The organism is Bifidobacterium sp. ESL0825 (genome assembly GCF_052606465.1).
The window spans coordinates 662,539-684,550 of the sequence record NZ_CP199589.1; the positions used below are offsets into that span (position 1 = coordinate 662,539).

The 22,012-nt window shown below is 62.5% G+C and carries 19 protein-coding genes and 2 tRNA genes; 4 read left to right on the forward strand and 17 right to left on the reverse strand.

Annotated features, from left to right (window positions below; all coding sequences use genetic code 11):
* Positions 1 to 8: 8 nt before the first annotated feature.
* Entirely contained in the window at positions 9 to 1,367 is a 1,359-nt protein-coding gene (gene aroA / locus ACUIAG_RS02910; protein ID WP_445340111.1) for a 3-phosphoshikimate 1-carboxyvinyltransferase, read from the reverse strand.
* Between the two features lie 115 nt (positions 1,368 to 1,482).
* Between aroA and ACUIAG_RS02915 the strand changes: the two genes are divergently transcribed.
* Positions 1,483 to 1,556: transfer RNA gene (locus ACUIAG_RS02915), tRNA-Pro, on the forward strand.
* Here ACUIAG_RS02915 and ACUIAG_RS02920 read toward each other — a convergent pair.
* The 9 genes from ACUIAG_RS02920 to ACUIAG_RS02960 all read right to left on the reverse strand — a co-directional run bounded on the left by ACUIAG_RS02920 (position 1,548) and on the right by ACUIAG_RS02960 (position 10,594).
* Positions 1,548 to 2,834, reverse strand: a complete 1,287-nt coding sequence (locus ACUIAG_RS02920) for an MFS transporter (protein ID WP_445340112.1) — start codon at positions 2,832 to 2,834, stop codon at positions 1,548 to 1,550. The genes ACUIAG_RS02915 and ACUIAG_RS02920 overlap by 9 nt on opposite strands.
* Positions 2,835 to 2,847: 13 nt before the next feature.
* Positions 2,848 to 3,543 (reverse strand): ABC transporter permease, encoded by a 696-nt coding sequence (locus tag ACUIAG_RS02925; RefSeq protein ID WP_445340113.1) that lies wholly within the window; start codon positions 3,541 to 3,543, stop codon positions 2,848 to 2,850.
* 1 nt (position 3,544) lies between these two features.
* The gene (locus ACUIAG_RS02930) at positions 3,545 to 4,276 is read right to left on the reverse strand and encodes an ABC transporter ATP-binding protein (protein WP_445340114.1); all 732 of its coding nucleotides are present in this window, start codon (positions 4,274 to 4,276) and stop codon (positions 3,545 to 3,547) included.
* A gap of 117 nt (positions 4,277 to 4,393) precedes the next feature.
* Positions 4,394 to 5,107: a TetR/AcrR family transcriptional regulator gene (locus ACUIAG_RS02935; RefSeq protein WP_445340115.1), complete on the reverse strand. Its 714-nt coding sequence runs from the start codon at positions 5,105 to 5,107 to the stop codon at positions 4,394 to 4,396.
* A 128-nt stretch (positions 5,108 to 5,235) separates the two neighbouring features.
* Complete coding sequence (locus ACUIAG_RS02940; protein ID WP_445340116.1) at positions 5,236 to 5,919, reverse strand: NUDIX hydrolase; 684 nt, start codon at positions 5,917 to 5,919, stop codon at positions 5,236 to 5,238.
* Positions 5,920 to 5,954: 35 nt separating this feature from the next.
* Positions 5,955 to 6,872, reverse strand: coding sequence for a Nif3-like dinuclear metal center hexameric protein (locus ACUIAG_RS02945; protein WP_445340117.1), 918 nt, complete (start codon positions 6,870 to 6,872; stop codon positions 5,955 to 5,957).
* Positions 6,873 to 6,921: 49 nt separating this feature from the next.
* Positions 6,922 to 9,816 (reverse strand): DNA polymerase I, encoded by a 2,895-nt coding sequence (polA, locus tag ACUIAG_RS02950; RefSeq protein WP_445340118.1) that lies wholly within the window; start codon positions 9,814 to 9,816, stop codon positions 6,922 to 6,924.
* A 7-nt stretch (positions 9,817 to 9,823) separates the two neighbouring features.
* The gene (locus tag ACUIAG_RS02955; RefSeq protein ID WP_197071164.1) at positions 9,824 to 10,456 is read right to left on the reverse strand and encodes an ANTAR domain-containing response regulator; all 633 of its coding nucleotides are present in this window, start codon (positions 10,454 to 10,456) and stop codon (positions 9,824 to 9,826) included.
* 64 nt (positions 10,457 to 10,520) lie between these two features.
* A tRNA-Leu gene (locus tag ACUIAG_RS02960) sits at positions 10,521 to 10,594 on the reverse strand.
* A gap of 121 nt (positions 10,595 to 10,715) precedes the next feature.
* Between ACUIAG_RS02960 and ACUIAG_RS02965 the strand changes: the two genes are divergently transcribed.
* Positions 10,716 to 11,309 carry an NUDIX domain-containing protein gene (locus ACUIAG_RS02965; protein WP_024627356.1) on the forward strand — a complete coding sequence of 198 codons (594 nt, stop codon included), beginning with the start codon at positions 10,716 to 10,718 and terminating at the stop codon, positions 11,307 to 11,309.
* Positions 11,310 to 11,510: 201 nt separating this feature from the next.
* Here ACUIAG_RS02965 and pyk read toward each other — a convergent pair whose 3' ends face one another.
* The 6 genes from pyk to ACUIAG_RS02995 all read right to left on the reverse strand — a co-directional run bounded on the left by pyk (position 11,511) and on the right by ACUIAG_RS02995 (position 19,606).
* Positions 11,511 to 12,953 (reverse strand): pyruvate kinase, encoded by a 1,443-nt coding sequence (gene pyk / locus ACUIAG_RS02970; RefSeq protein WP_045924555.1) that lies wholly within the window; start codon positions 12,951 to 12,953, stop codon positions 11,511 to 11,513.
* Between the two features lie 111 nt (positions 12,954 to 13,064).
* Positions 13,065 to 14,066, reverse strand: a complete 1,002-nt coding sequence (locus ACUIAG_RS02975; RefSeq protein WP_445340119.1) for a TerC family protein — start codon at positions 14,064 to 14,066, stop codon at positions 13,065 to 13,067.
* Between the two features lie 141 nt (positions 14,067 to 14,207).
* On the reverse strand, positions 14,208 to 16,319 hold the full coding sequence (gene uvrB, locus ACUIAG_RS02980; RefSeq protein ID WP_045924557.1) for an excinuclease ABC subunit UvrB: 2,112 nt from the start codon (positions 16,317 to 16,319) through the stop codon (positions 14,208 to 14,210).
* 38 nt (positions 16,320 to 16,357) lie between these two features.
* Positions 16,358 to 16,990: a dephospho-CoA kinase gene (gene coaE / locus ACUIAG_RS02985; RefSeq protein WP_445340120.1), complete on the reverse strand. Its 633-nt coding sequence runs from the start codon at positions 16,988 to 16,990 to the stop codon at positions 16,358 to 16,360.
* 86 nt (positions 16,991 to 17,076) lie between these two features.
* Positions 17,077 to 18,582, reverse strand: coding sequence for a 30S ribosomal protein S1 (gene rpsA / locus ACUIAG_RS02990; protein ID WP_198177695.1), 1,506 nt, complete (start codon positions 18,580 to 18,582; stop codon positions 17,077 to 17,079).
* Between the two features lie 103 nt (positions 18,583 to 18,685).
* Complete coding sequence (locus tag ACUIAG_RS02995) at positions 18,686 to 19,606, reverse strand: bifunctional methylenetetrahydrofolate dehydrogenase/methenyltetrahydrofolate cyclohydrolase (protein WP_445340121.1); 921 nt, start codon at positions 19,604 to 19,606, stop codon at positions 18,686 to 18,688.
* Between the two features lie 212 nt (positions 19,607 to 19,818).
* Between ACUIAG_RS02995 and ACUIAG_RS03000 the strand changes: the two genes are divergently transcribed.
* Both ACUIAG_RS03000 and ACUIAG_RS03005 read left to right on the forward strand, forming a co-directional pair.
* Positions 19,819 to 20,694, forward strand: coding sequence for an ABC transporter ATP-binding protein (locus tag ACUIAG_RS03000; RefSeq protein WP_445340122.1), 876 nt, complete (start codon positions 19,819 to 19,821; stop codon positions 20,692 to 20,694).
* Positions 20,691 to 21,518, forward strand: coding sequence for a metal ABC transporter permease (locus tag ACUIAG_RS03005; protein WP_045924561.1), 828 nt, complete (start codon positions 20,691 to 20,693; stop codon positions 21,516 to 21,518). Before ACUIAG_RS03000 ends, ACUIAG_RS03005 begins: the two co-directional genes overlap by 4 nt.
* Before the next feature lie 6 nt (positions 21,519 to 21,524).
* On the opposite strand, the gene ACUIAG_RS03010 is transcribed toward ACUIAG_RS03005, so the two are convergent.
* Positions 21,525 to 22,004 (reverse strand): 2-C-methyl-D-erythritol 2,4-cyclodiphosphate synthase, encoded by a 480-nt coding sequence (locus ACUIAG_RS03010; protein ID WP_313839621.1) that lies wholly within the window; start codon positions 22,002 to 22,004, stop codon positions 21,525 to 21,527.
* Positions 22,005 to 22,012 lie beyond the last annotated feature (8 nt).

Sequence of the window (22,012 nt, forward strand, 5' to 3'; positions counted from 1 at the left end):
GCTGTGGTTCAGCCTTGGCCCTCGCCTGCCAGCACCCATTTCCACATCCCCGGGAAGTCGGGCATGGTCTTGGCCGTGGTGCTGATGTTGCGCACTCGGATGCCAGGTATCTTGAGCCCGATCATGGCGGCAAAAGTGGCCATGCGATGGTCGGCATAGGTCTCCATGACGGCCCCGTGCAGACGCTGAACAGGCACGGGCTCGATGGCCAGACCGTCGTCCAGTTCGCGGGCCTGACCGCCTATTCTGGTGATTTCCGTGGCCAGTGCCTTCAGACGGTTGGTCTCATGACCGCGCAGGTGGCCAATGCCGTGCAGGCGGCTGGGCCCATCGGCAAAGATCAGGATGGCCGCAATCGAGGGAACGATCTCCCCTGCTGGGGACAGGTCGAAGTCGCCGAGTCCATGAATGGCTTCCCCCCCGGTCACCCTGCAGGTGGGACTGCCCTGCCCATCAGGAACCATGTCTACCTTCGCGCCCATAGTCGTCAGATACCCGGGCAGCAAGCCGCCTGGCTGGGTGGTATGGTCTGGCCAGTTGGGCACGCTGACCTGCCCACCTCCTATCAAAGCCGCTCCCAGGAAAGGGGCCGCATTCGACAGGTCGGGCTCCACCTGGACCTGATCAGGCAGCCCTGTCCCTGCAGTCCCTCTGCCCTCAACGCTCCACCTGCAGCGGTCGGGATTGGCCTGGACCCGGACTCCGGCCTGACGCAGGTCCTCAACGGTCATGGCGATGTGCGGAAGACTGGGAAGATGCTGGCCAGAGTGAACGATGGTCATAGTGCCATCAACCCTGGCAGCCAGCAGCAGGAGGCCGGAAATGAACTGCGAAGAAGCCGAGGAGTCTATGGTCACCTCCCTACCCACCAGGCGATCCGGCGGTGTGAGCACAAAGGGCAGGAAGCCCTCCTGGCCCAGGTACTCGATCTTGGCTCCCAGCTGGGTCAGGCCGTCCAACAGGGGCCTCATGGGACGGCGATAGGCCTGCTCGTCTCCGTCGAATCGTGTGGGGCCATCAGCCAGCATGGCCAGGCCCGGCACAAAGCGCATGACGGTTCCGGCCAGTCCGCAGTCCACGCGAGCGCCACCGCGGAATCGCCCGCCTGCCGGTGGAATGACAGTCACATTCGTAGCCTTGTTCGGGTCAACCCGACAGTCCACGCCAAGGGCCGCCAGGGCCCCGATCATCAGGTCCGTATCACGCGACCTGAGCAGACCAGTCAGCCTGACGGGGCGGCTTCCCAGGGCCGCCAGAATCAGATACCTGTTCGAGAGGGACTTGCTTCCCGGTATGGTCACCGTTGCTTCCAAGGGGCCATCGGCCTGCGGCGCCGCCCATGTCTCTTCCACTGTCATGGTCACCATGGTAACCGCAGGCGCAGAGCTGTTCTTGCTCCCTGCTCACCCCCACAGGACCGGCCTGGACCCGACCCTGTGCTATATTGATACATTGTGCCCATACGGTGATGCCTATGGGTGCCGGGCTATAGCGCAGCTTGGTAGCGCGCCTGCTTTGGGTGCAGGATGTCGCCGGTTCAAATCCGGCTAGCCCGACTTTTGCCTTCGTCCCATGTCGGGGGTGGGGTCCCTGGCATTCATGCCTAGCAATCCTGTAAGGAGAATCGTCAGAGCCAGAAGGCCCGTCAGACTCGCATAAATCGACATGGTGATGGCGATGCCGACCAGATTTCCCAGCGTTAGAAAAATCATCTGCCCCAGAGGCGCCCCTATCATCATGACAGTCTGTACCACTCCCATAGTTGCAGCCAGGTGGTCCTCACCCACTGTGCTGATGAGCATGGTCATGAACCGAGGGTTGATCTTGCCCAAAAGATAGTTCATGACCAGGAGCGGGAGGAACAGCAGGGCAGGAATGCGCAGCCATACCAGGTTGATCCCTACCATGGCGGCTGCGGCCATGACTCCGGTCAGCAAATGGGCCATGGGCAGCCGCCTGAGCGGATCTGCGGCAAGGAGTGCGCCAAGGATAAGTCCCAGCGAGGAGATGCCGTTGATTACGGCTATGGTTGTGCCGTAGCTTCCCCACCAGACCTCGGGCATGGAAATCAGCCCCAGATTGAGCAGGGGCTGCAGAGCCGTCCCCAGAAGGTTGACCAGACAGCCGAAGCCCACCATCAGGACCAGGAATGTAGAGCTGCGGAACTCCCTCAAGGCCATACGGAGGCTGGAGGACAGGCCCACATGCTTGCCCACAGGTGAACCATTGCCTGTGACCTCCGCCCTGGCGAATGCCTTATAGCCAATGGCCACCAAAATTCCCGCCAGCAGAAAGGTGGCAGCATTGATCAGCGCGAATACAGCGAATCTGTTGCCCAGGATAGCGATCAACACCGCACCTCCGCCTGCACTGATGACAGCCGCGACATTGGATGCAGCGGAGGTGATTGAGGTCGCCTGATGGAGCTGGCCTGGCTGGACCAGGTGTTTGAGGACCGGCATCCACAGACTTCCTGCATATCCCTCCAACATGGAAGATGTCATGTCCATGGCTACCAGCAGCAGAAAGACGGACAGGCTCTTGGACCTGCCGATCATTATGGCAATAACCAGATAGATACACACCTGAACCAGCTTGATTGCCACTTGCATCCGCGTCTTGTGCACGGTCCTGTCGGCCAGGTATCCGGTCAGGATGGCCGTCAGGGCTGGAGCCACCAAGGCCATTGAGGCTATGGAAACAGCCAGTCCGGCAAAGGGCATGGTCTGGGCATATACGATGAAAACGATGTTGAAGAGCTCGCCTCCGACCGTATTCAACAGACTGGCCAGAACCATGGTCACAAAAGGCTTGTTCTTCAGAAGCTCCTGCATGGTCAGCCGTCGATCAGGGCAGTTCGATCTTCATGAGGGTCCGATGAAGCAGCCACCATGCCGGCAGGGAGACCAGAAAGATGATCAGAAGCAGCAGAGCAGACAGTAGCGGGGATTGGGAGAGCAAGTTGCCCACTACAGCGTCCAGCAGGAGCAGGACCGCGAACATGATGGGCAGCGAACGCTTCCAGAAGCCTATAGAGAGGGCGATGCCAACCAACCCCACCAGTCCGGCAAGGCTGGTAACCAGCATGAGGAGAACCTCTTCAAGCAGACTGCCTGGCGAGCCCGTTCCAAGCGAACCCACAAGACGGTCGATCAGTAGCATGACGGTCAGGGTGATGGCCGTCCCAGCCAAGTAGGAGAGCGCAGTGAAGAGGCCGACGAAGATCAACTTGGCCAGCAGGATTCGGCTTCGCGATATGGGCAATGAGAGGGTGAGCGCCAGGTTCCTCCCCGTATAGGGCTCAATGAAGACCAGGTTGCAGAGGGCAGCAGCCACCAGGGAAAAGCCCACCAGAAGGATGACCATGGCCATCTGCAGCACGAAGGCCAGGCTTGACAACCGAGGATCTGACTGTCCGCTAGTGTGGCCAATGGCCAGGAACATGCCTCCGATGGCCAAGGCTGCGGCCACTACTGCCAGCCCTCCGAAGATGCAGGGCCATAGCCTGGTCTTTTTCAGTTCTAATTTCAGCAGCGTCTTCATATCAGCCCTCCATGGCCTTGACCAGGGTTCGCTCGGCGACCTCCTGGCCCTGATTGAGGAGCTCCGGCACGCTGGCCCGCAGGCTGACTCTGCCGTCCGCCACGACCATCACGTGGTCGGCCGTGCGCAACACTTCGGAGAGAATGTGGCTGGAAAAGAGGATTGCACTCCCCTGGGCTGCCAGGCTGCGCAGGCTATCTCGCAGCTGTCCGATGGCCACAGGGTCCAGTCCGTTGAGCGGTTCGTCCAGTAGGTAAAGGTCAGGATGATGGCCTATGCACCTGGCCAGGGCCAGCCTCTGCCTCATGCCCATGGAATACCTGCCGACAGGCGTGGCTGAATCGGCGGCCAAACCGACCTTGTCCAAAAGTTGGCTGATCCCGGTAGGCTCGGCATCCCTATGCTCCCGGTCTGCCAATGCCAGGTAGGTCAGGTCAATCTCAAGATTCTCCCTAGCGCTGAGGGACTCATAAAAGACCGGCTCGTTGATGAACACTCCCATCCTGGCCAGATTGCCCGGGTAGTCTTCGCTCAGAGGCCTCCCCAGAAAACAGACTCTGCCGCCGACAGGCCTCTGCATTCCGGTCAGGATCTTCAACAGCGTGGACTTGCCAGCCCCGTTGGCACCTAGCAAGCCCAGAATCTCGCCCTGCCCCAGGGTCAAATCCAGTCCGGACAGCACCTCCCTGCCTTCAAACGCTTGGACAATTCCGTCCGCCTTCAGCACCTGCATAAAACTCCTTTCAAAAATACCGGTGGTATGTTTGGTGGAAACAAAAACCATTGCTCGTTGAGTGCCCGAATCTTGCTAGTAGACAGAGCCCTCTTGGCCTTAAGATATCTATCGGCTCTAAGAGACCCCTTGATCCTGATTCTTGTCAGATTCCTCTTGCGTGGACTCCCCGCCGGTGGCAGTCAAAGGATTGCTCTTCAGATGTGCGTGCAAATGCACGGCCGCACGAATAACCCGATCATCGACGACAGGCGCCCCTATTCCCTTGAGCATATCCGCCAACAGGGAGAACTTGGAGACCACCTGGTCCCGGGTCATGGTCGAGAATCGAATCCCTATCCACATGTTGAGCAGGATGTAGAGCACCTGGGCCAGATCCTCAGGATTGCAGGGGGCGATGGAGCCGTCTTCCACACCTTCACGGACATAAGGAGTGATCGCATCCACAATCCTGTCCATGGATTTCAAGTACATCTGGCCTACCATGCGGGGGCTCTTCAGCAGGGTTCTGGCGGAAAAGGTGACATCGAGACGCGAGTATGCCGACAGGGAGGCGATAAGCTCATTGCGCAGCTTCTCCAACCCGGTCTCGCCAGGCCAGTCCCCCAGCCAGTCTCCCTGGGAGGAGGACGAGGCCATACGCTCGGTAACCGCGCGGAAAATAGCCGTCTTGGAGGGAAAATGGTAGTAGACCGCCCCCTTGGTCATGCCGCCCAGGCCGTCGACGATGTCCTGGATGCTGGTTCCGTCGTAGCCCTTTTCCAGGAAGAGCCGCTGGGCTACATCGAGGATCTGATTGCGATGTCCTTCGGGATCCTTCGGCGTGCCCATGCAGTGCTCCTCTTCCTGTCAGCGCAACAATGCCTGATCATTCTGACCTGACCATCTTTTCTGACAAGAACCTATCATACCACCGGTATGTTCTACTCGCCCAATCACAGGCGTTGATGCCTGGGACCTTAATCCTTCTGCAGGCGGCGGATGGCCTCATGCTGAATGGCCACCACTGCCTTGGCATCGGCGACTCCCGCTGCACAAAGCTCCTGCCAGGAGACCCAGGCCGACTGGACATGCTCGCCCGGGTCGAAGTCGGTGGACCCATGATGCCAGCGACGCAGATGAAGGACCATGATGTGGCCGAGCTCGTCGCTCATCCCCAGAGAGGAGTAGACATCGGGAGCAGCATCGATCCAACCGTCCTCCGGATCCAGGTGGTTTTCTGAGGCCGATGCATCCTCAAGCCCGGGCACCAGACCGGTCTCCTCACGCAGCTCGCGCAGGACAGCCTTGACAGGGCTCTCACCCGGGTCGATGAAACCGGCTGGCAGGCCGAAGACGTAAGCCTGGGCGCCCACCCGGTATTCGCGGGTCAGCAGATAGGCATCGGCAGCGCAGTCATGCACCAGCATGACCACGCAGGGGTCGTGACGGATGAGCTGCCGGTCGATGGTTTCCTTGGAACCATCACGCCGAAACATGGCCACCCGCTGCTGGTCGATAACGAATATCGGGCCGCGGAAGACCTCCCTGTCATCCATCAGCTCGGGAGCGCGGGTCATATCGATGCCCTTGGGCCCCTGGCCATCGCGGCCGTCCAGCCTGGCGGCCAATCGTGCCTGCAGATCCTGTGCTTCATCGCTCATGAAATCGCTCCTCCTCGACCATCAATTCACAGCCGTCAGCGCAACACCATGGTCCAGGGATCGGTGACGATGGATGAGACCTCCACCTGCGGGCGAACACCGGTGGCCGTCTCCAGAGCTCCGGCGATGTCTCCCTTGGCGTAGCGGAACCAGAGGCCCTCGATGGCCGAGTGCGGGGTGTTGATCAGCATGGGTCGGGGCTGGTTGGGCCGACCGGCCATCCTGGCCTCGTAGAGGGCCTGCTGGTAGGCATCCGTGGCAGGGTGATGGCGCAGATCGCTGGTGATGTAGACATCGGCCCCCGTGGATCGAACCAGGTCGAATTCGGAGTCCCCCGATCCGGGCAGCAGGGCGACTGTGGAGACCATGGCCTCGGACGGACCGACCGCCTGAACGCCCAGAGCCGTCTTGGGCAGGAGGCCCGCCACGGTATGGATCAAATCCTCAAAAGACGCGGGCTTGGGAAGCCGTCCCCAACGGCCCAGGCCTACCTGGATCCCCTGACCGGCGTGCAGGTCGCGGTTTGAGACCGGCTGAGGGGCCAGCGGTCGCGCCTCCTGCAGGCCCAGGGCATCGGCAGCCGCCTGGGCCACGCCGCGGTAGGCGGCATCGGCGTTGGTATGACCCACCCAGAGCCCGCAATGGCCCTCGATCAGCCTGGTTATCATATCCCCGCGGAAGCCCAGGCCGGAAACCTGGTGCACCGACCTGAAGAAGAGCGGATGGTGGGTGATCAGCAGGTCGGCATTGTGATCCAGGGCCTCCTGAACCACATCGGGCCGAGGGTCCACAGCGCACCAGATCCTTCTGACCGGCCAGTACGGATCCCCCGCCACCAGACCTGGATGATCCCAGTCCTCCGCGTAGTCCAGAGGGTAGAGCCCCTCCAGCAGATCCACCACCTGGCCCAGGGGCACCGAAGGCCTCTGGGCCTCATCCTGTTCATCAGGCATGACGATCCCTCCTCGGATCCTGCTGGGCCCAGGCCACCCCCGTGTCAGGTCAGTGAGCAGCCAGCTCCCAGTCCTGGCCGATGCCGGTGGACACGTCCAGGGGCACAGCCAATTCAACGGCATGTTCCATGGAATCCTTGACCAGCTTGGTGGCCTTGTCGGTCTCCCCGGGAGCGATCTCCACCAGCAGTTCATCGTGGATCTGCAGGGAGATGCGGCTCTTCAGCCCCTGATCGGACAAGGCGCGGCTGGCCTTGATCATGGCGATCTTCATAATGTCGGCAGCCGACCCTTGGATGGGCGCGTTCAGGGCGGCCCTTTCGGCGGCCTCGCGGGTGGGACGGCGCTTGGATCGCAGCCCAGGGAAGTAGCGCCGCCGCCCGAACATGGTCTCGGTGTAGCCCTTCTCCCGGGCGTCGGCCACCAGGGACTCCAGGTATTCATGGACCTTGCCGAAGGTGGCGAAGTACTTGGCGCGCAGCACATCGGCCGCAGCCGGGCTGATCTTGAGCTGCTGGGCCAGGCCGTAGGTGCTCAGTCCATAGGCCAGGCCGTAGCTCATGGCCTTCACGTGGGAACGCTGGTCCCCGGTGACCTCCTCCATGGGGATGTCATAGACCAGGCTGGCCACGTAGCGGTGGAAGTCGGCGCCCGACTTGAAGGCGTCGATCAGGGCCTGGTCCCCGGAAAGATGGGCCATGATCCGCAGCTCCACCTGGGAGTAGTCCGAGGAGAGCAGCGCCTCGTACCCGCTGCCAGGCACGAAAGCTGAACGGATCTCACGGCCGCGGGCATCCCGATTGGGGATGTTCTGCAGGTTGGGGTCGACCGAGCTCAGCCGTCCGGTGGCCGCCACAGTCTGCTCGTAGGTGGTGTGCAGCCGCCCATCCCGCGGGTTGACCGCCTCGCGCAGGGTCTGCACGATCTGCTTGAGCTTGTTGGTCTCCCTGTGCTTGAGCAGGGCGCCCAGGAAGTCGTTGGCCCGCTCGTTGTTGACTGACTTGATGTACAGGTCCTGCAGGACCGAGACGTTGGTCGAATAGGAACCGGTCTTGGTCCTGTGGGTGGGCACCAGGCCCATGTCGTCGAAGAGCACCTTGCTCAGCTGCTTGGGGCTCTGCAGGTTGACACGGCTGCCGGCCCTATCCCAGGCGATTTCCTGAGCCTGGCGGGCCTCGGCGGCGAACCGGTCGTGCATCTCCTTCAGGCGGGCATCATCCACCTTGGCGCCCTCGGTCTCCATCTGCGCCAGGACTGCGGAGGTGGGCAGCTCTATGGTGCGCAGCAGGCCGTACTGGTGGCGCTCGTCCATCAGCTCCTGCAGCCGCTCGGAGACCATCATGACGTACTGGGCCTGACGCAGAATCCGGGTCCCCCGCCTGCGTTCGTCCTCTTCCTCTCGCCCGTCCAGTGCCAGGGCCCCCTGTGTGGCTTGAGGCTCCTCCTCTACTGGGATGGCCAGGAAATGGGCGACGGCCTGCTCCAGGTTGTCGGCATGAAAATCAGGCTCAGCCAGATAGCCTGCCAGCTTGGTGTCGAACAAGGGCAGGGGCATGTGCAACCCCTGGCTCTCCAGGAGGTGCAGATGCTCCTTGTAGCCATGAACCACGCAGGTGCCGATCCGCTGGTCGATCAGCTCCTGGATGGCCCCACGCATGTCTTGGTCAATGTCTTCTGCCATGAGGACCAGGCCGTGTCCGTCCATGGAGAGGATGGCCAGCTCCTCCAGGCCATAGTCGCCGTGCTTGGCCCAGCCGATGGCGTGGAGAACCCAGTGCTCCTTCATGGCCTCGCTGCAGCGCATGGCATTCTGGTCGGAGTCGCCGATGTCCTTGATTTTGTCCAAGGAATCGGCCATGGCCTTGACATGGTCGGCCGAGCGCCGGCAGAGAGCCTTGTCCGGCAGATGCTTCTGGCACCAGTCCCGCAGCTGGTCGGCGGACTCCGCCTTATCGCGCTCGGGCTGGATGAACTCCTCCTGCTTGTTGCTGACGTCGACCAGGGCGGATGCCGGCGAATAGTCGTAATCGGCGACCGTGTTGAATCCGCGCAGGATCTTCTTGCGGGTCTGCGGGCCGAACTGCAGCTGCTCGAAGATGGGCAGCACCTGATCCGTATGGATGGTGCCGAAACGCAGATCCTCCACCTTCACGCCCAGGTCCAGATCCCGCACCAGGGCATTGACCTTCCGGTTGAGCCGCACCTGGTCGGCGTTCTCCGCCAGGGCCTGGCCCTTCTTGCCGCCGATCTCGTCGGCGTGCTCCAGAATGGAATCCAGCGATCCGTACTTGTTGATCCACTTGGCGGCATAGCCGTCGCCCACGCCCGGCACTCCGGGGATGTTGTCGGCCCCCTCGCCGCGCATGGCGGCCAGGTCCGGATACTGCTGCGGGGTCACCTTGTAGCGGTCCATGATGGCCTGGGGGGTCATGTGCTTGAGGTTCTTGAAGTGGTGGCCGGGGTAGAGCACAGTGACGTCGTCATCCACCAGCTGGAAGGCATCCCGGTCCCCTGACAGGACCAGGGTCTTGAACCCGGCCTGCTCCCCCATGGTGGCCAGCGTGCCGATGATGTCGTCGCCCTCGTAGCCGGGCTTTTCGATATAGGTGATGCCCAGGCCCTTGAGCAGGTCCTGGATCAGGGGCAGCTGGGTCAGCAGCTCCTTGGGGGCGGCTTCACGGGTGCCCTTGTACTGGGGCAGCATGGCATTGCGGAAGGTGCCGCCCTTGACGTCAAAGGCCACGCCCATATGGGTGGGCTTCTCCTTAGCCATGACATCCGCCAGCATGGTGGCAAATCCCCACACCGCATTGGTGGGCTGCCCGGTCGAGGTGGTGAAACTCTCGACGGGAAGGGCATAGAAGGCCCGGAAGGCCAGCGAATGTCCGTCGACGACCAGCAGGGTGCGGCCGTCCTTGTCCTGCTTCTTCGTCTGGTCTTCCATGGGAGGGCTAACGGTCGTTCTGGTTAGCCACGTTGTTGATGACCACGTCGGCCACCTCCTGCATGGTCAGCCTGCGGTCCATGGAGGTCTTCTGGATCCAGCGGAAGGCCTCGGACTCGGTCATGCCCATGCTCTCCATGAGCAGACCCTTGGCCCTGTCCACCCGCTTGCGGGCCTCGAAACGGGCCTTCATGTCGGTGACCTCGTCCTTCAGGGCGTTGATCTGGTCAAAGCGCGAGATAGCCACCTCAAGGGCCGGCAGCAGCTTTTCAGGAGCGAAAGGCTTGACCACGTAGGCCATGGCTCCTGCATCAGCCGCCTTCTCAACCAGGCTCTGCTGGGAGAACGCCGTCAGCATAACCACCGGGGCCAGGTTCTCCTTGCCGATCTCAGTGGCGGCGGTAATGCCGTCAGTGCCGGGCATCTTCACATCCATGACCACCACGTCGGGCCTCAGCTCGCGAGTCAGATCAATGGCCTCTTGGCCGCTGGCCGCCTGGCCGACCACGTCATAGCCGGCATCCTCGAGAGCTTCGACGGTATCGAGCCTGATCAAAGCCTCGTCCTCCGCCACAACCACGGTCCGCCCTTCGGGGGAATCGCTGCGGTTCTTACTCTCTGAAGCCACTTTCAACCTCATTTCCTGAAAGTCCAGCCGATCTTCACCTAAAACCGATGAGGGACGGATGGGGTTCGCTTTATCGTGCCCCCGGTGAGACTCGAACTCACACTGCACGGATTTTGAGGCCGTTTCCTCTACCAATTGGGATACGGGGGCTTTTCGTTACCACAGAGAATCTACCATACTTTGGCGACGACGCAAGGTTATTCGTGTTGAATCTGCCTTAGAATGAAGACAGTTATGTATACAGGCACATCAGCAGTCGAAGGAGAGCATGATGACCACTCAGATCTATCGACGGTTCGATCCTTGGCGCACCTCCCCCGTCCAGGAGAAGGCCCGCAAGCAGATTATGGACAGCCACTACTTCAGCGTCGACAGGGTCACCTTTGAATCCAGCGACAATCAGACCTTCGATCGCAGCATCGTCAGCGAGAAGCATGGAGACACCATCGCCGTCCTGGCCATCACCGACGACGGGAGGATACCGCTGGTCGAGCAGTACCGTCTGCCCACCCACCGCTGGACCCTTGAGCTGCCGGCCGGGCATCCGCTCAACGACAAGGAAGCACCCATCGATGTGGCCACCAGGCGGTTGCGCGAGGAGGCCGGATACAAGGCTGCCTCCTTTAACCAGTTCGCGAGGTTCATCAACACTCCCAGCTTCTCCACCCAGCACACCACGCTCTTCTACGCGGAGGGCCTTACCCCGGTCCAGCCGGCCAGCCTGGCACCAGAGACCCCGCACCAGAACGTGCGGCTCTTCACCGTGGATGAGGCCTACGACATGGTGATTGCAGGGACCATACTGGACGCCAAAACCACCATCGCCATCCTGCGGGCCAAAATCGGACTTTCCGACCTGCACTGACGCACAGATCTGGAGCAACTGCATGTTTTCACAGGTTGACATATCTGGTTGAGACCGGCACCTTCAGACAAGGAACCGGTGGCCTCTCCCCCTGCATTTACCAACGGGGAAAGACCACCGGTTCACTGCTTCATCAGCATCTTGGGAATCTCAGGGTCCGCCTGACTGACTCAATCGACAGTCAGGCGGCAAATCTGAGAATCACTCGTTGGAGCCCACGGTGTGGACGTAGATGCAGTCGGTGTTGCCCGGCTCATGCTCGCCCTGGGCGCAGCTGAGCACCACCAGGCAATCGCCGTCGGAGACCTTGCCCTGCTTCTTCAAGGTGGAGTCCACGAAGTTCATCAGGTCTGCGCGATTGAAGTCGTGGTAGTCCTGCCCGCAGAGGAACGCCTCGGTGCCCCAGCTCAAGGCCAGCCAATGATAGGTGTGCTCATTGGTGGTCAGTGCATAGATGGGGGCAGCCGGACGCTCGCGAGAGATCCGGTGCACGGTGTTGCCCGTCTGGGTGAAGGCCACGATGGCCTTGGCGTTGATCTTGTCGGCCAGATCCACGGCGGCGGAGGAGACGGCGCCAGAGTTGGACATATCCAGGTTGTGCATGGCCGGGATACGGTCGAAGCCGTGCGTGGTGGCGTAGTCGGAGATCCGGGCCATGGTGGAGACCGTGGTGTCGGGGTATTCGCCCACGGCGGTCTCATTGGAGGTCATGGTGGCATCGGCGCCGTCAAGAACGGCGTTGGCGCAGTCGGAGGCCTCAGCGCGGCTGGGGATGGGCGAATGCACCATGGAGCCCAGGACCTCGGTGGCGACGATGACCGGCTTGGCGTACTGACGGGCCAGCTCGATGCAGCGCTTGGTCACCAGTGGGACCTGCTCGAAGGGCATCTCCACAGCCATATCGCCGCGGGCCACCATAATGCCGTCGAAGGCCTTGACGATCTCCTCCAGGTTCTCAACAGCCTGGGGCTTCTCGATCTTGGCCACGATGGGGATGCGGCGACCCTCCTCGTCCATGATCTCGTGGGCGCGATCGATGTCGGTGGCGAAGCGGACGAAGGACATGGCGATGATGTCGGCGCCGGTGCGGATGCCCCAGCGCAGATCCTCCTCGTCCTTTGGGGTCAGCGCCGGCAGGCTCACGGCCACACCAGGCAGGTTGATGCCTTTGTGGGAGGAGACAGGACCGGCCACGACCACCTTGGTGTGGACCTGGCTGCCCTCGACCTTGGTGACCTCCAGGCGGACCTTGCCGTCGTCGATCAGGATGGGATCGCCGGGGTGGCAGTCCCCGGGCAGACCCTTGAAGGTGGTGGAGGTCATGTGCTCGTCACCCTCGACATCGTCGGTGGTGATGATGAACTCCTGGCCCTCCTTGAGGATGACCTTGTCTTCGCCCTGCTCGTTCTTCTTGAACCAGCCACAGCGAATCTTGGGACCTTGCAGATCGACCAGGGCCGCCACATTTCGTCCAGTCTCCTTGCTGGCCTGACGGACGTTGTTGTAAACCTTGAGGTGATCTTCAGGGGTGCCGTGCGACCGGTTGAGCCTGGCCACGTCCATGCCGGCCTTGACCAGCTTGGTAATGTTTTCCAGCGACTCCGAAGCCGGCCCGATGGTGTCGACGATCTTGGCTTTGCGCATATGCTACCTGCCTGTTCTTTTTCCTGTTTACCGTTCTATTGTACAGACTCGGCCTGATGGGAACCACTATTTCCCGTTAGCGCTAACAACCCTTGTGATTCAAAGGGTTGTTTATTGGTTTTTCCCCTGCGAGGCGGTTTCAAGGGACTGCCGACGGCTCTTGAGCACCGAAGCCAGAGCGGCGATGCCTACGGCCAGGACGATGACCAGCAAGGATGCCCAAGTCGGTATATCCGGCACGGCTGTCAGGGGCCGTCCGCCGTTGATGAAGGGCAACGTGTTGCCGTGCAGAGCCTCCAGGATCAGCTTGACGCCGATGAAGGCCAGGACCACAGCCAGCCCCAGGGGCAGATACTCCAGCTTGTCCAGCAGGGATCCCAGCAGGAAGTAGAGCTGCTGAAGGCCCAGCAGGGCGAAGACATTGGAGGTGAAGACGATGAAGGGATCCTTGGTCAGTCCGAAGATGGCCGGAATGGAGTCAAAGGCGAACATGACATCGGTGGTGCCGATGGCCAGGAAGACCACCAGCATGGGCGTGAAGTAGCGCTTGCCCTCGAAGGTGGTCCGCAGACGCTCACCGTCGTAATGGCTGGTGATGGGGATGACCCGTCGCAGGGCCCTGATCAGCCCGTTCTCGTGGTACTCCTCCTGCTCGCCCCGGCTGGAGACCATGTTCCAGGCGGTATAGAGCAGGAAGAAGCCGAAGATGAAGAAGACCCAGGTGAAACGGGTGATCAGCGCCGTCCCGGCCAGGATGAAGACGCCGCGCAGCAGCAGGGCGATGGTGATGCCGACACTGAGCACATAGCGCTGAAGCCGCAGGGGCACGGCGAAATTGCTCATGATGATGACGAAGACGAAGAGGTTATCGATGCTGAGCGAGTATTCGGTCAGCCAGCCCGAATAGAACTCGATGGCCGGCTTGGATCCGGCCACCTTCCAGATCAAAGCACCAAAAATCAGAGCCATGACCACGAAGAAGCCGATGTGCCTGACGCACTCGCCGGTCGAAGGCACGTGCGGCCGGCGCCCGATCACCAGAAGATCGACCACGAAGAAGACGGCCAGCACAACCAGGCTCACAACCATGAACGGCAGAGGTGTCTCGGACATATCACCAGACTCTAGCGGCAAGATATGACGTGCTCGTCTCCCCCGTCAGCCCGTAGGACATCCTCACAGGCAGCGGTCTGCAGGTCGGGCCTGTGATGCTCTTGCCTCCACATCACAGGCCGAACTTGCTTTTTGGCCTACTTACTTTTTGGCCTCGGTCATCTGCCGCAGCTCCTTCTTCAGATCCTTGATTTCGTCGCGCAGACGAGCCGCAAGCTCGAACTGCAGCTGTTGCGCAGCCGTGTGCATCTGGTCGCTCAGCTGACGGATCAGGTCGGCAAGGTCCTGCGCCGGCAGACCGGCCTGGAGTATCTCCTGATGCCGCTTGTCGGCCTCCTCCTTGTCGTAGAGGGGCACGCCCAGGTGGGAATTGCCGGCCTTGTTGGCGTTGCGGTAGCCGCCCGCCAGCAGGGTCTGGGTGTCCACATCCTCCTTGGCCAGCATGTCGTTGACATCGCTGATCTTCTTGATCAGCGGCTTGGGATCCACGCCGTGCTCCTTGTTGTAGGCGATCTGCTTGGCCCGGCGACGGTTGGTCTCGCTGATGGCCTTGTCCATGGAGTCGGTGACCTCGTCCGCGTACATGATGACCTTGCCGGACACGTTCCTGGCCGCACGGCCGATGGTCTGGATCAGGGACCGGTAGGAGCGCAGGAAGCCCTCCTTGTCCGCATCCAGGATGGCCACCAGGGAGACCTCGGGCAGATCCAGCCCCTCACGCAGGAGGTTGATGCCCACAATGACGTCGATCTTGCCCTCGCGCAGCTCCCGCAGGAGCTCCACCCGCCGCAGGGTGTCCACGTCCGAGTGCAGGTACTCCACCTTGATGTCGCGCTCCAGCAGGTAGTCGGTCAGATCCTCGGCCATCTTCTTGGTCAGCGTGGTCACCAGAACCCGCTCGTGACGTTCCACCCGGGCCTTGATCTCGTCCAGGAGGTCGTCCACCTGGCCCTTGACAGGCCTGACCTCCACCTCGGGATCCAGAAGGCCTGTGGGTCGGATGACCTGCTCCACCACACCGTCGGACAAGCCCATCTCGTAGTCGCCAGGCGTAGCCGACAGGTAGACGGTCTGGCCCACCTTGTCCAGAAACTCCGGCCACTTGAGCGGACGGTTGTCCATGGCCGAGGGCAAACGGAAGCCGTGCTCGACCAGGGTCCGCTTGCGGCTGGCATCCCCCTCGTACATGGCTCCGATCTGGGGAACCGTCACATGGGACTCGTCGATGACCAACAGGAAGTCGTCAGGGAAGAAGTCCAGCAGGGTATGGGGCGGGGAACCGGGTTCGCGCCCGTCGAAGTGGCGGGAATAGTTCTCCACTCCGGAGCAGGTGCCGATCTGGGTGAGCATCTCCAGGTCGTAGGTGGTGCGCATGGTCAGCCTCTGGGCCTCCAGCTCCTTGCCCTGCTTGCGCAGCTGGCCCACACGCCAGTCCAGCTCCTCCTTGATGGTCTTCAGGGCGCGCTCCATCCGTTCGGGACCGGCCACATAGTGGGAGGCGGGGAAGATGTGCACGGAGGTCTCATGGGCGATCTCGTCCCCGGTCAGCGGGTGCAGTGTGGAGATGCGGTCGATCTCGTCCCCGAAGAATTCGATGCGGACGGCCAGCTCCTCATAGACGGGGATGATCTCGACCGTGTCGCCGCGCACGCGGAAGGTGCCTCGGGTGAAGGCGATATCGTTGCGTTTGTACTGCATGTCCACGAACTTGCGCAGCAGGTCGTCCCGGTTGATCCGGTCACCCTCGTGCAGGAAGAGCATGCGTCCGGCGTATTCCTCGGGCGTGCCCAAGCCGTAGATGCAGGAGACGGTGGCCACCACCACACAGTCGCGCCTGGTCAGCAGGTTGGCCGTGGCGGCGTGCCGGAGCCGCTCCACGTCGTCGTTGATGTTCGAGTCCTTCTCGATATAGGTATCCGTTTGAGGGATGTAGGCCTCGGGCTGGTAGTAGTCGTAGTAGGAGACGAAGTAGGAGACCGCATTGTCGGGCATGAGCTCGCGGAACTCGGCGCAGAGCTGGGCGGCCAGGGTCTTGTTGGGCTCCAGAATCAGAGTGGGCCGCTGCAGGCGCTCGATCAGCCAGGCCGTGGTCGCGGTCTTGCCGGTGCCGGTGGCGCCCATGAGCACCACGTCGTTCTCGCCGTTCTCGATCCGCGTGGCCAGCTCCTCGATGGCCTCTGGCTGGTCGCCGGAGGGCTTGTAGGGAGACTTGACCACGAAGGGCTTGTCGGTCCGCTCAATGTTGAACCCCATGAAACTCCCTTCCAGGATGCGTCATTCGCCAAGGCCCCTCAGTCGCTGTGCGAGGACCCCTGGGCCAAGGATTTCAGCTCTTCATATATCCTATCAACAGACTCGAACATTTGTTCGATAGGCTGGGATCCGTCCACCAGCAGATCGGCCTGGGCGCGTCGCGAACTGCTGCTGGCCTGGGAACCGATGCGCTCAACAGCCTGGCTTGGCGTCATATGCCGCTGATTCACCATACGCGCAATCCTCGCCTGGCTTGGGGCCTCCACCAGCAGGACCCTGTCGAAATGAAAAGGAATGGCTGATCCCACCTCGGTCAGCAGGGGCACCTCATGGACCACCACCTCGGAACCCTCCAGCCAGGGCTGCTCGGCCTTGGCGGCCAGCTCATAGACCAGCGGATGGATGATCTCGTCCAGGTCCTCGCGGTCCCGGTCGGCCGCCGGGCCGCCGAAGACCCGTGCCGCCAGGGCTGACCTGTCCACTCCACCATGACCGTCCCCGCAGTCTGAACCGAACCGCTCCAGGACCGGCCCCACGCCGGGTCCGCCTGGGGCGATGACCTCATGGGAGAGCCGGTCGTAGTCAATGACCTTGGCCCCGTCCTGAGCCAGCCGAGCCGCCACCGTGCTCTTGCCGGCCGCTATCCCGCCAGTCAACCCTACACGTATCATCCCGACCTCCCGCATAACCCTTATGGCAGCAGATACAAATGGAGGGGCCCGACCGAGGCCGGACCCCTCCATTCACCGCTTGATGCTCACTTCTTTTCCTTGAGCAGCTGCTCACGCAGGGCGGCCAGCTGGTCGTCGGAGGCCAAGGTGCCCTCGGAGCTGGACTCCGAGCTGTAGTTGGTGGTCTCCTCGGAGCTCTGACGGCGGGAGCGGGAGCCGGAGGCGGGCGCCTGGGAGGACCGGCTGTCCTCGGCGGCCGAAGCCTCGGCGTTCTCCAGCTCCTTGGCCACGAAGGCCTTGTGCTGCTCCCAGAGGTCGTGGGCGGCCGCATACTGGGACTCCCACTCCTCCCGCTGCTTCTCGTAGCCGGCGATCCACTCGTTGCTCTCGGGATCGAAGCCCTCGGGGTACTTGTAGTTGCCCTCCTCGTCGTACTCGGCGGGCATGCCGTAGATGGCCGGATCGAAGTCCTCGGAGGTCGGGTCGACGGAGTCGTCGGCCTGCTTGAGGGACAGGGAGATGCGGCGGCGATCCAGGTCGACGTCGATGACCTTGACGAAGATCTCCTCGCCCTGCTTGACCACGGTCTCGGGGTTCTCCACGTGGCGGTTGGCCAGCTCGGAGATGTGGACCAGGCCCTCGATGCCGTCCTCGACGGAGACGAAGACGCCGAACTGCACGATCTTGGTGACCTTGCCCTTGACGATCTGTCCGGGCACGTGGGTCCGGGCGAAGCGCTGCCAAGGATCTTCCTGGGTGGCCTTGAGGGACAGCGAGATGCGCTCGCGGTCCATATCGACATCCAGCACCTCGACGGTGACCTTGTCGCCCACCTTGACGACCTCGCTGGGGTGATCGATGTGCTTCCAGGAGAGCTCGGAGACGTGGATCAGGCCGTCCACACCGCCCAGGTCGACGAAGGCGCCGAAGTTGACGATGGAGCTGACCGTGCCCTCGCGGATCTGGCCCTTCTTGAGCTGGGCCATGAAGGTCTCGCGCACCTCGGACTGGGTCTCCTCCAGGTACTGGCGGCGGGAGAGGACCACGTTGTTGCGGTTCTTGTCCAGCTCCAGGATCTTGGCCTTGATCTTCTGCCCGATGTAGGGAGACAGGTCGCGCACGCGGCGCATCTCGACCAGGGATGCGGGCAGGAAGCCACGCAGGCCGATGTCGACGATGAGCCCGCCCTTGACGGCCTCGATGACGGTGCCCTCAACGACGCCGTCAGCCTCCTTGATCTTCTCGATGTCGCCCCAGGCGCGCTCGTACTGGGCACGCTTCTTGGACAGGATCAGGCGGCCTTCCTTGTCCTCCTTGGTGACGACCAGAGCCTCGATGGTGTCACCGACCTGGACCACATCGTCGGGATCGACATCCTTCTTGATGGAAAGCTCGCGGGAGGGAATCACGCCCTCGGTCTTGTAGCCGATGTCCAGCAAAACCTCGTCATGGTCGATCTTAACGACCGTCCCCTCGACCAGATCCCCATCGTCGAAGTTCTTGATGGTGGAATCGACTGCCTTGATGAAGTCTTCCTCGGACCCGATGTCATTGACCGCGACCTGGGGGACTTCCTTCTTGTTCTCTGCCATTAATTAAATTGTTTCTTGTATAGTTGGTGGATATTTTTTCCGTATTGAGTTATGTGTTCCCGCCGGCAGGCGCGAACATTCTCCATGATAGGAGACACCACGGTCATTGTCGCCGGGAGACCTCGGGCGTGTCGCAGGCAGGGATTCCGGCGGCCCGCTCAGCGGATTCGACCACATTGACCAGGAGCATGGCCCGGGTCATGGGCCCCACCCCGCCGGGATTGGGCGTATAGGCGGCTGCAGACAGCCTGGCGGCCGGATCGATGTCGCCCTTGATCCGCCAGCGCCCCTCCTGCTGATCCCAGATCCGGGAGACGCCTACATCCACCAGGACGGCACCCTGGCCAACCTGGTTCGGGCCAACCAGCCCTGCCCGGCCCACGGCTGCGATGATCACGTCAGCCCTGCGCATATGGGCATCGACATCCCTGGTGCGGGTATGGCAGAGGGTCACGGTGGCATCCACTCCGCGGTTGGTCAAGAGCAGCCCGATGGTGCGGCCCACGGTCAATCCTCGGCCCAGCACGCAGACCTCCTTGCCGGCCAGGTCGATCCCGTAATGGTCCAGCAGGTGCAGGATACCCCGCGGGGTGCAGGGCAGGGGGGTCCGCACCCGGCCGTCGGTATGCAGGACCAGCTGGCCCAGGTTGTAAGGATGCATGCCGTCGGCGTCCTTGGCCGGATCGATGCGATCGATGATCTCGGTGGGATCCACGCCCTCGGGCAGGGGCAGCTGGACGATGTAGCCGGTGCATTCAGGATCCTGGTTGAGCTGATCCACGGCAGCAAGAATCCGCTCCTTGCCGGCATCGGCGGGCAGATCAATCCTGATCGACCGGATGCCCACCTGGCTGCAGTCCCGGTGCTTGCCCTCTACGTATTTGACCGAACCGGGGTCATCCCCCACCAGAATGGTCCCCAGGCCAGGAGTGCGTCCCATGGCCGTCAGCCTCGCCACGCGAGCGCGCAGGTCCTCCTTGAGTTCCGCAGCCGCCGCCTTGCCGTCCAGTTTCACTGCAGTCAATACATCTCCATCATCCAAGCGGGCGCAAACCCTTGTCGAAGTCGTCTGGGCCAGATTAGCGCAGATTCCTCCCCGGACGGGACCAGCGTCCATTGGCCGGTCTGGGAGGACTCGACTGCTGAAGTTGCGTGCTGTCCCCTCCCCAGCGATAATGAGAATCATGCTCAATAAGAGCAGGTTCACCATTTTGAGCCCGTGCAGGAAAGGAAGCCATGGATACGGACACGGATAGAACATCCACGCAGGCCTGCATCGTCTTCGACCATGCCGCCATCCGCCGTTCCGGGCGGCTGATCTGGTCGGAGGGGACCTTCACCATTCCCTCGGGGACCGTGACGGCCATCGTGGGCACCAACGGCACGGGCAAGACCAGCATGATGCAGGCCGAGCTGGGCCTGCTCCCCCTGGACGCCGGCAGCCTGCGGGTCCTTGGGCAGCCGGCCGGCCAGGCCAACGACCGCATTGGATACGTACCCCAGAGCTACACCTCGGACATCGACTCCAACCTTACGGCCGAACAATCCGTCCTGCTGGGGCTGACCGGCACCCGGTTCGGCATTCACCCCGTCACCCGGCAGGACCGCGAGCGCGCCAGAGAGGCCATGCGCTTCGTCGGCGTTGAGGACAGGGCCCACCTGCGCCTTTCCCAGCTCTCCGGCGGCCTGCGGCAGCGGGTGGCCATCGCCCAGGCCCTGGTCTGCGATCCTGATCTGCTCATGCTCGACGAGCCCCTGGCCAATCTGGACCTGGCCGGGCAGCGCGCCACCGTCCACCTGCTGGCGCAGCTCAACAGCCGTCTGGGCATGTCCATCCAGGTGGTGGCCCACGACCTGAACATGCTGCTGCCTGTGCTGACCGGGGCGGTCTACCTGCTGGACGGGCACCCTCATTACGCCCGCATGGACGACGTGCTGGACTCGGACCTGCTCACCCACCTCTACGGCACCAAGGTGGAGGTGGTCACCACTCCCCAGGGGGACATGTTCGTGGCCCCCGACATGGACGAGCCGATCGGGCCCGTCCACAATCGCTACCAACCCAGCCAGGTGGCCCGCCTGCACGGGACGGACCGGGAAAGGAACTCATGACCACGCCAGTCTTCGACCCCCATTGGACGGAGATTCTCGCCGCCCCCTTCATGCGCAATGCCATGGTGGCCGGATTGTGCATCGCCGTGGCCGCCGGAGCCATGGGCTACTTCACCATCGCCAGACACTCCACCTTCGCCGCCCACGCCCTGGCCCACATCGGCCTGCCCGGTGCCACGGGGGCCGTCCTGCTGGGGCTGCCGGTCTCTGCCGGCATGGGCCTGTTCGCCCTGGGCGGGGCGCTGGTCATCGGAGCCCTGGGCAAGCGGGCCTCCCAGAGGGAGATCGCCACGGGCACGGTCCTGGCCTTCGCCACCGGCCTGGGGCTCTTCTTCGCCAGGATGTCCAGCTCGGCCTCCCAGCAGATGCAGGCCATCCTCTTCGGATCCATCCTGACCATCACCCGGGGCCAGGTCGTCGGCTTCATCATCTTCGATGCGATCCTGCTGATCCTGCTGGCCCTGATCTACCGGCCCCTGCTCTTCAGCTCCCTGGATGAGCAGGTGGCCCAGGCTCGCGGCGTGCCCATCGGGCTGATGAACCTGACCTTCATGGCCATCATGGCCGGCGTCATCACCATCGCCGTGCCGGCAGTGGGGACCCTGCTCATCTTCGCTCTGGTCGTCACCCCGGCGGCCACGGCCAACATCCTGGTGGCCTCTCCCCTGCGGGCCATGCTTCTATCAGGATTGATCTGCCTGGCTTCAATCTGGGGAGGCCTGGTGATCTCGGCCATGGTGCCGGCCCCTCCCAGCTTCGTCATCGTGACCCTGTCCACCCTCTTCTGGGCTCTGGCCAAGGGATGGGCGGCCCTGCGCGCCTGATGCCGGTCAGTCCACCAGGGCGGCGGCCATGACGGCGATGCCCTCGTTGTGACCGGCAAAGCCCATGCCGTCAGTGGTGGTGGCAGTCAGCCGAACCGGTGCCCCGACAGCCTGGCTCATGGCCTGCTGGGCCAGGTGACGACGCGAGGAAATTCTGGGGCGCTGGCCGACGATGACCAGGGAGGCGTTGAGCAGCCTGCGACCGTGCTCATGCAGACAGTCCATGGTCTTCTCCAGCATGGCCGACCCATGCATGCCCGCTCCAGGGGCCTGCGCTCCCAGGCCGAACAGGGTGCCGATATCGCCCAGATCGGCGGCTGACAGGATGGCATCGATCAGGGCATGGGCGGCTGCATCGCCGTCAGAATCGCCCAGCAGTCCGGGGGTTCCGTCATTCCAGGACAGACAGGCCAGCCAGAGGGGACGCCCGCCGGTCGGGTCGAAGCGATGGGCGTCAAAGCCCAGTCCAATGCTTGGATGGCCCATGACCGGCT

What these genes read in the sequence shown, in the direction of transcription:
- aroA (WP_445340111.1), bottom strand. Translation starts at nt 1,367, where the DNA reads ATGGTGACCATGACAGTGGAAGAGACATGGGCGGCGCCGCAGGCCGAT.
- ACUIAG_RS02920 (WP_445340112.1), bottom strand. Translation starts at nt 2,834, where the DNA reads ATGCAGGAGCTTCTGAAGAACAAGCCTTTTGTGACCATGGTTCTGGCC.
- ACUIAG_RS02925 (WP_445340113.1), bottom strand. Translation starts at nt 3,543, where the DNA reads ATGAAGACGCTGCTGAAATTAGAACTGAAAAAGACCAGGCTATGGCCC.
- ACUIAG_RS02930 (WP_445340114.1), bottom strand. Translation starts at nt 4,276, where the DNA reads ATGCAGGTGCTGAAGGCGGACGGAATTGTCCAAGCGTTTGAAGGCAGG.
- ACUIAG_RS02935 (WP_445340115.1), bottom strand. Translation starts at nt 5,107, where the DNA reads ATGGGCACGCCGAAGGATCCCGAAGGACATCGCAATCAGATCCTCGAT.
- ACUIAG_RS02940 (WP_445340116.1), bottom strand. Translation starts at nt 5,919, where the DNA reads ATGAGCGATGAAGCACAGGATCTGCAGGCACGATTGGCCGCCAGGCTG.
- ACUIAG_RS02945 (WP_445340117.1), bottom strand. Translation starts at nt 6,872, where the DNA reads ATGCCTGATGAACAGGATGAGGCCCAGAGGCCTTCGGTGCCCCTGGGC.
- polA (WP_445340118.1), bottom strand. Translation starts at nt 9,816, where the DNA reads ATGGAAGACCAGACGAAGAAGCAGGACAAGGACGGCCGCACCCTGCTG.
- ACUIAG_RS02955 (WP_197071164.1), bottom strand. Translation starts at nt 10,456, where the DNA reads ATGAGGTTGAAAGTGGCTTCAGAGAGTAAGAACCGCAGCGATTCCCCC.
- ACUIAG_RS02965 (WP_024627356.1), top strand. Translation starts at nt 10,716, where the DNA reads ATGACCACTCAGATCTATCGACGGTTCGATCCTTGGCGCACCTCCCCC.
- pyk (WP_045924555.1), bottom strand. Translation starts at nt 12,953, where the DNA reads ATGCGCAAAGCCAAGATCGTCGACACCATCGGGCCGGCTTCGGAGTCG.
- ACUIAG_RS02975 (WP_445340119.1), bottom strand. Translation starts at nt 14,066, where the DNA reads ATGTCCGAGACACCTCTGCCGTTCATGGTTGTGAGCCTGGTTGTGCTG.
- uvrB (WP_045924557.1), bottom strand. Translation starts at nt 16,319, where the DNA reads ATGGGGTTCAACATTGAGCGGACCGACAAGCCCTTCGTGGTCAAGTCT.
- coaE (WP_445340120.1), bottom strand. Translation starts at nt 16,990, where the DNA reads ATGATACGTGTAGGGTTGACTGGCGGGATAGCGGCCGGCAAGAGCACG.
- rpsA (WP_198177695.1), bottom strand. Translation starts at nt 18,582, where the DNA reads ATGGCAGAGAACAAGAAGGAAGTCCCCCAGGTCGCGGTCAATGACATC.
- ACUIAG_RS03000 (WP_445340122.1), top strand. Translation starts at nt 19,819, where the DNA reads ATGGATACGGACACGGATAGAACATCCACGCAGGCCTGCATCGTCTTC.
- ACUIAG_RS03005 (WP_045924561.1), top strand. Translation starts at nt 20,691, where the DNA reads ATGACCACGCCAGTCTTCGACCCCCATTGGACGGAGATTCTCGCCGCC.
- ACUIAG_RS03010 (WP_313839621.1), bottom strand. Translation starts at nt 22,004, where the DNA reads ATGGGCCATCCAAGCATTGGACTGGGCTTTGACGCCCATCGCTTCGAC.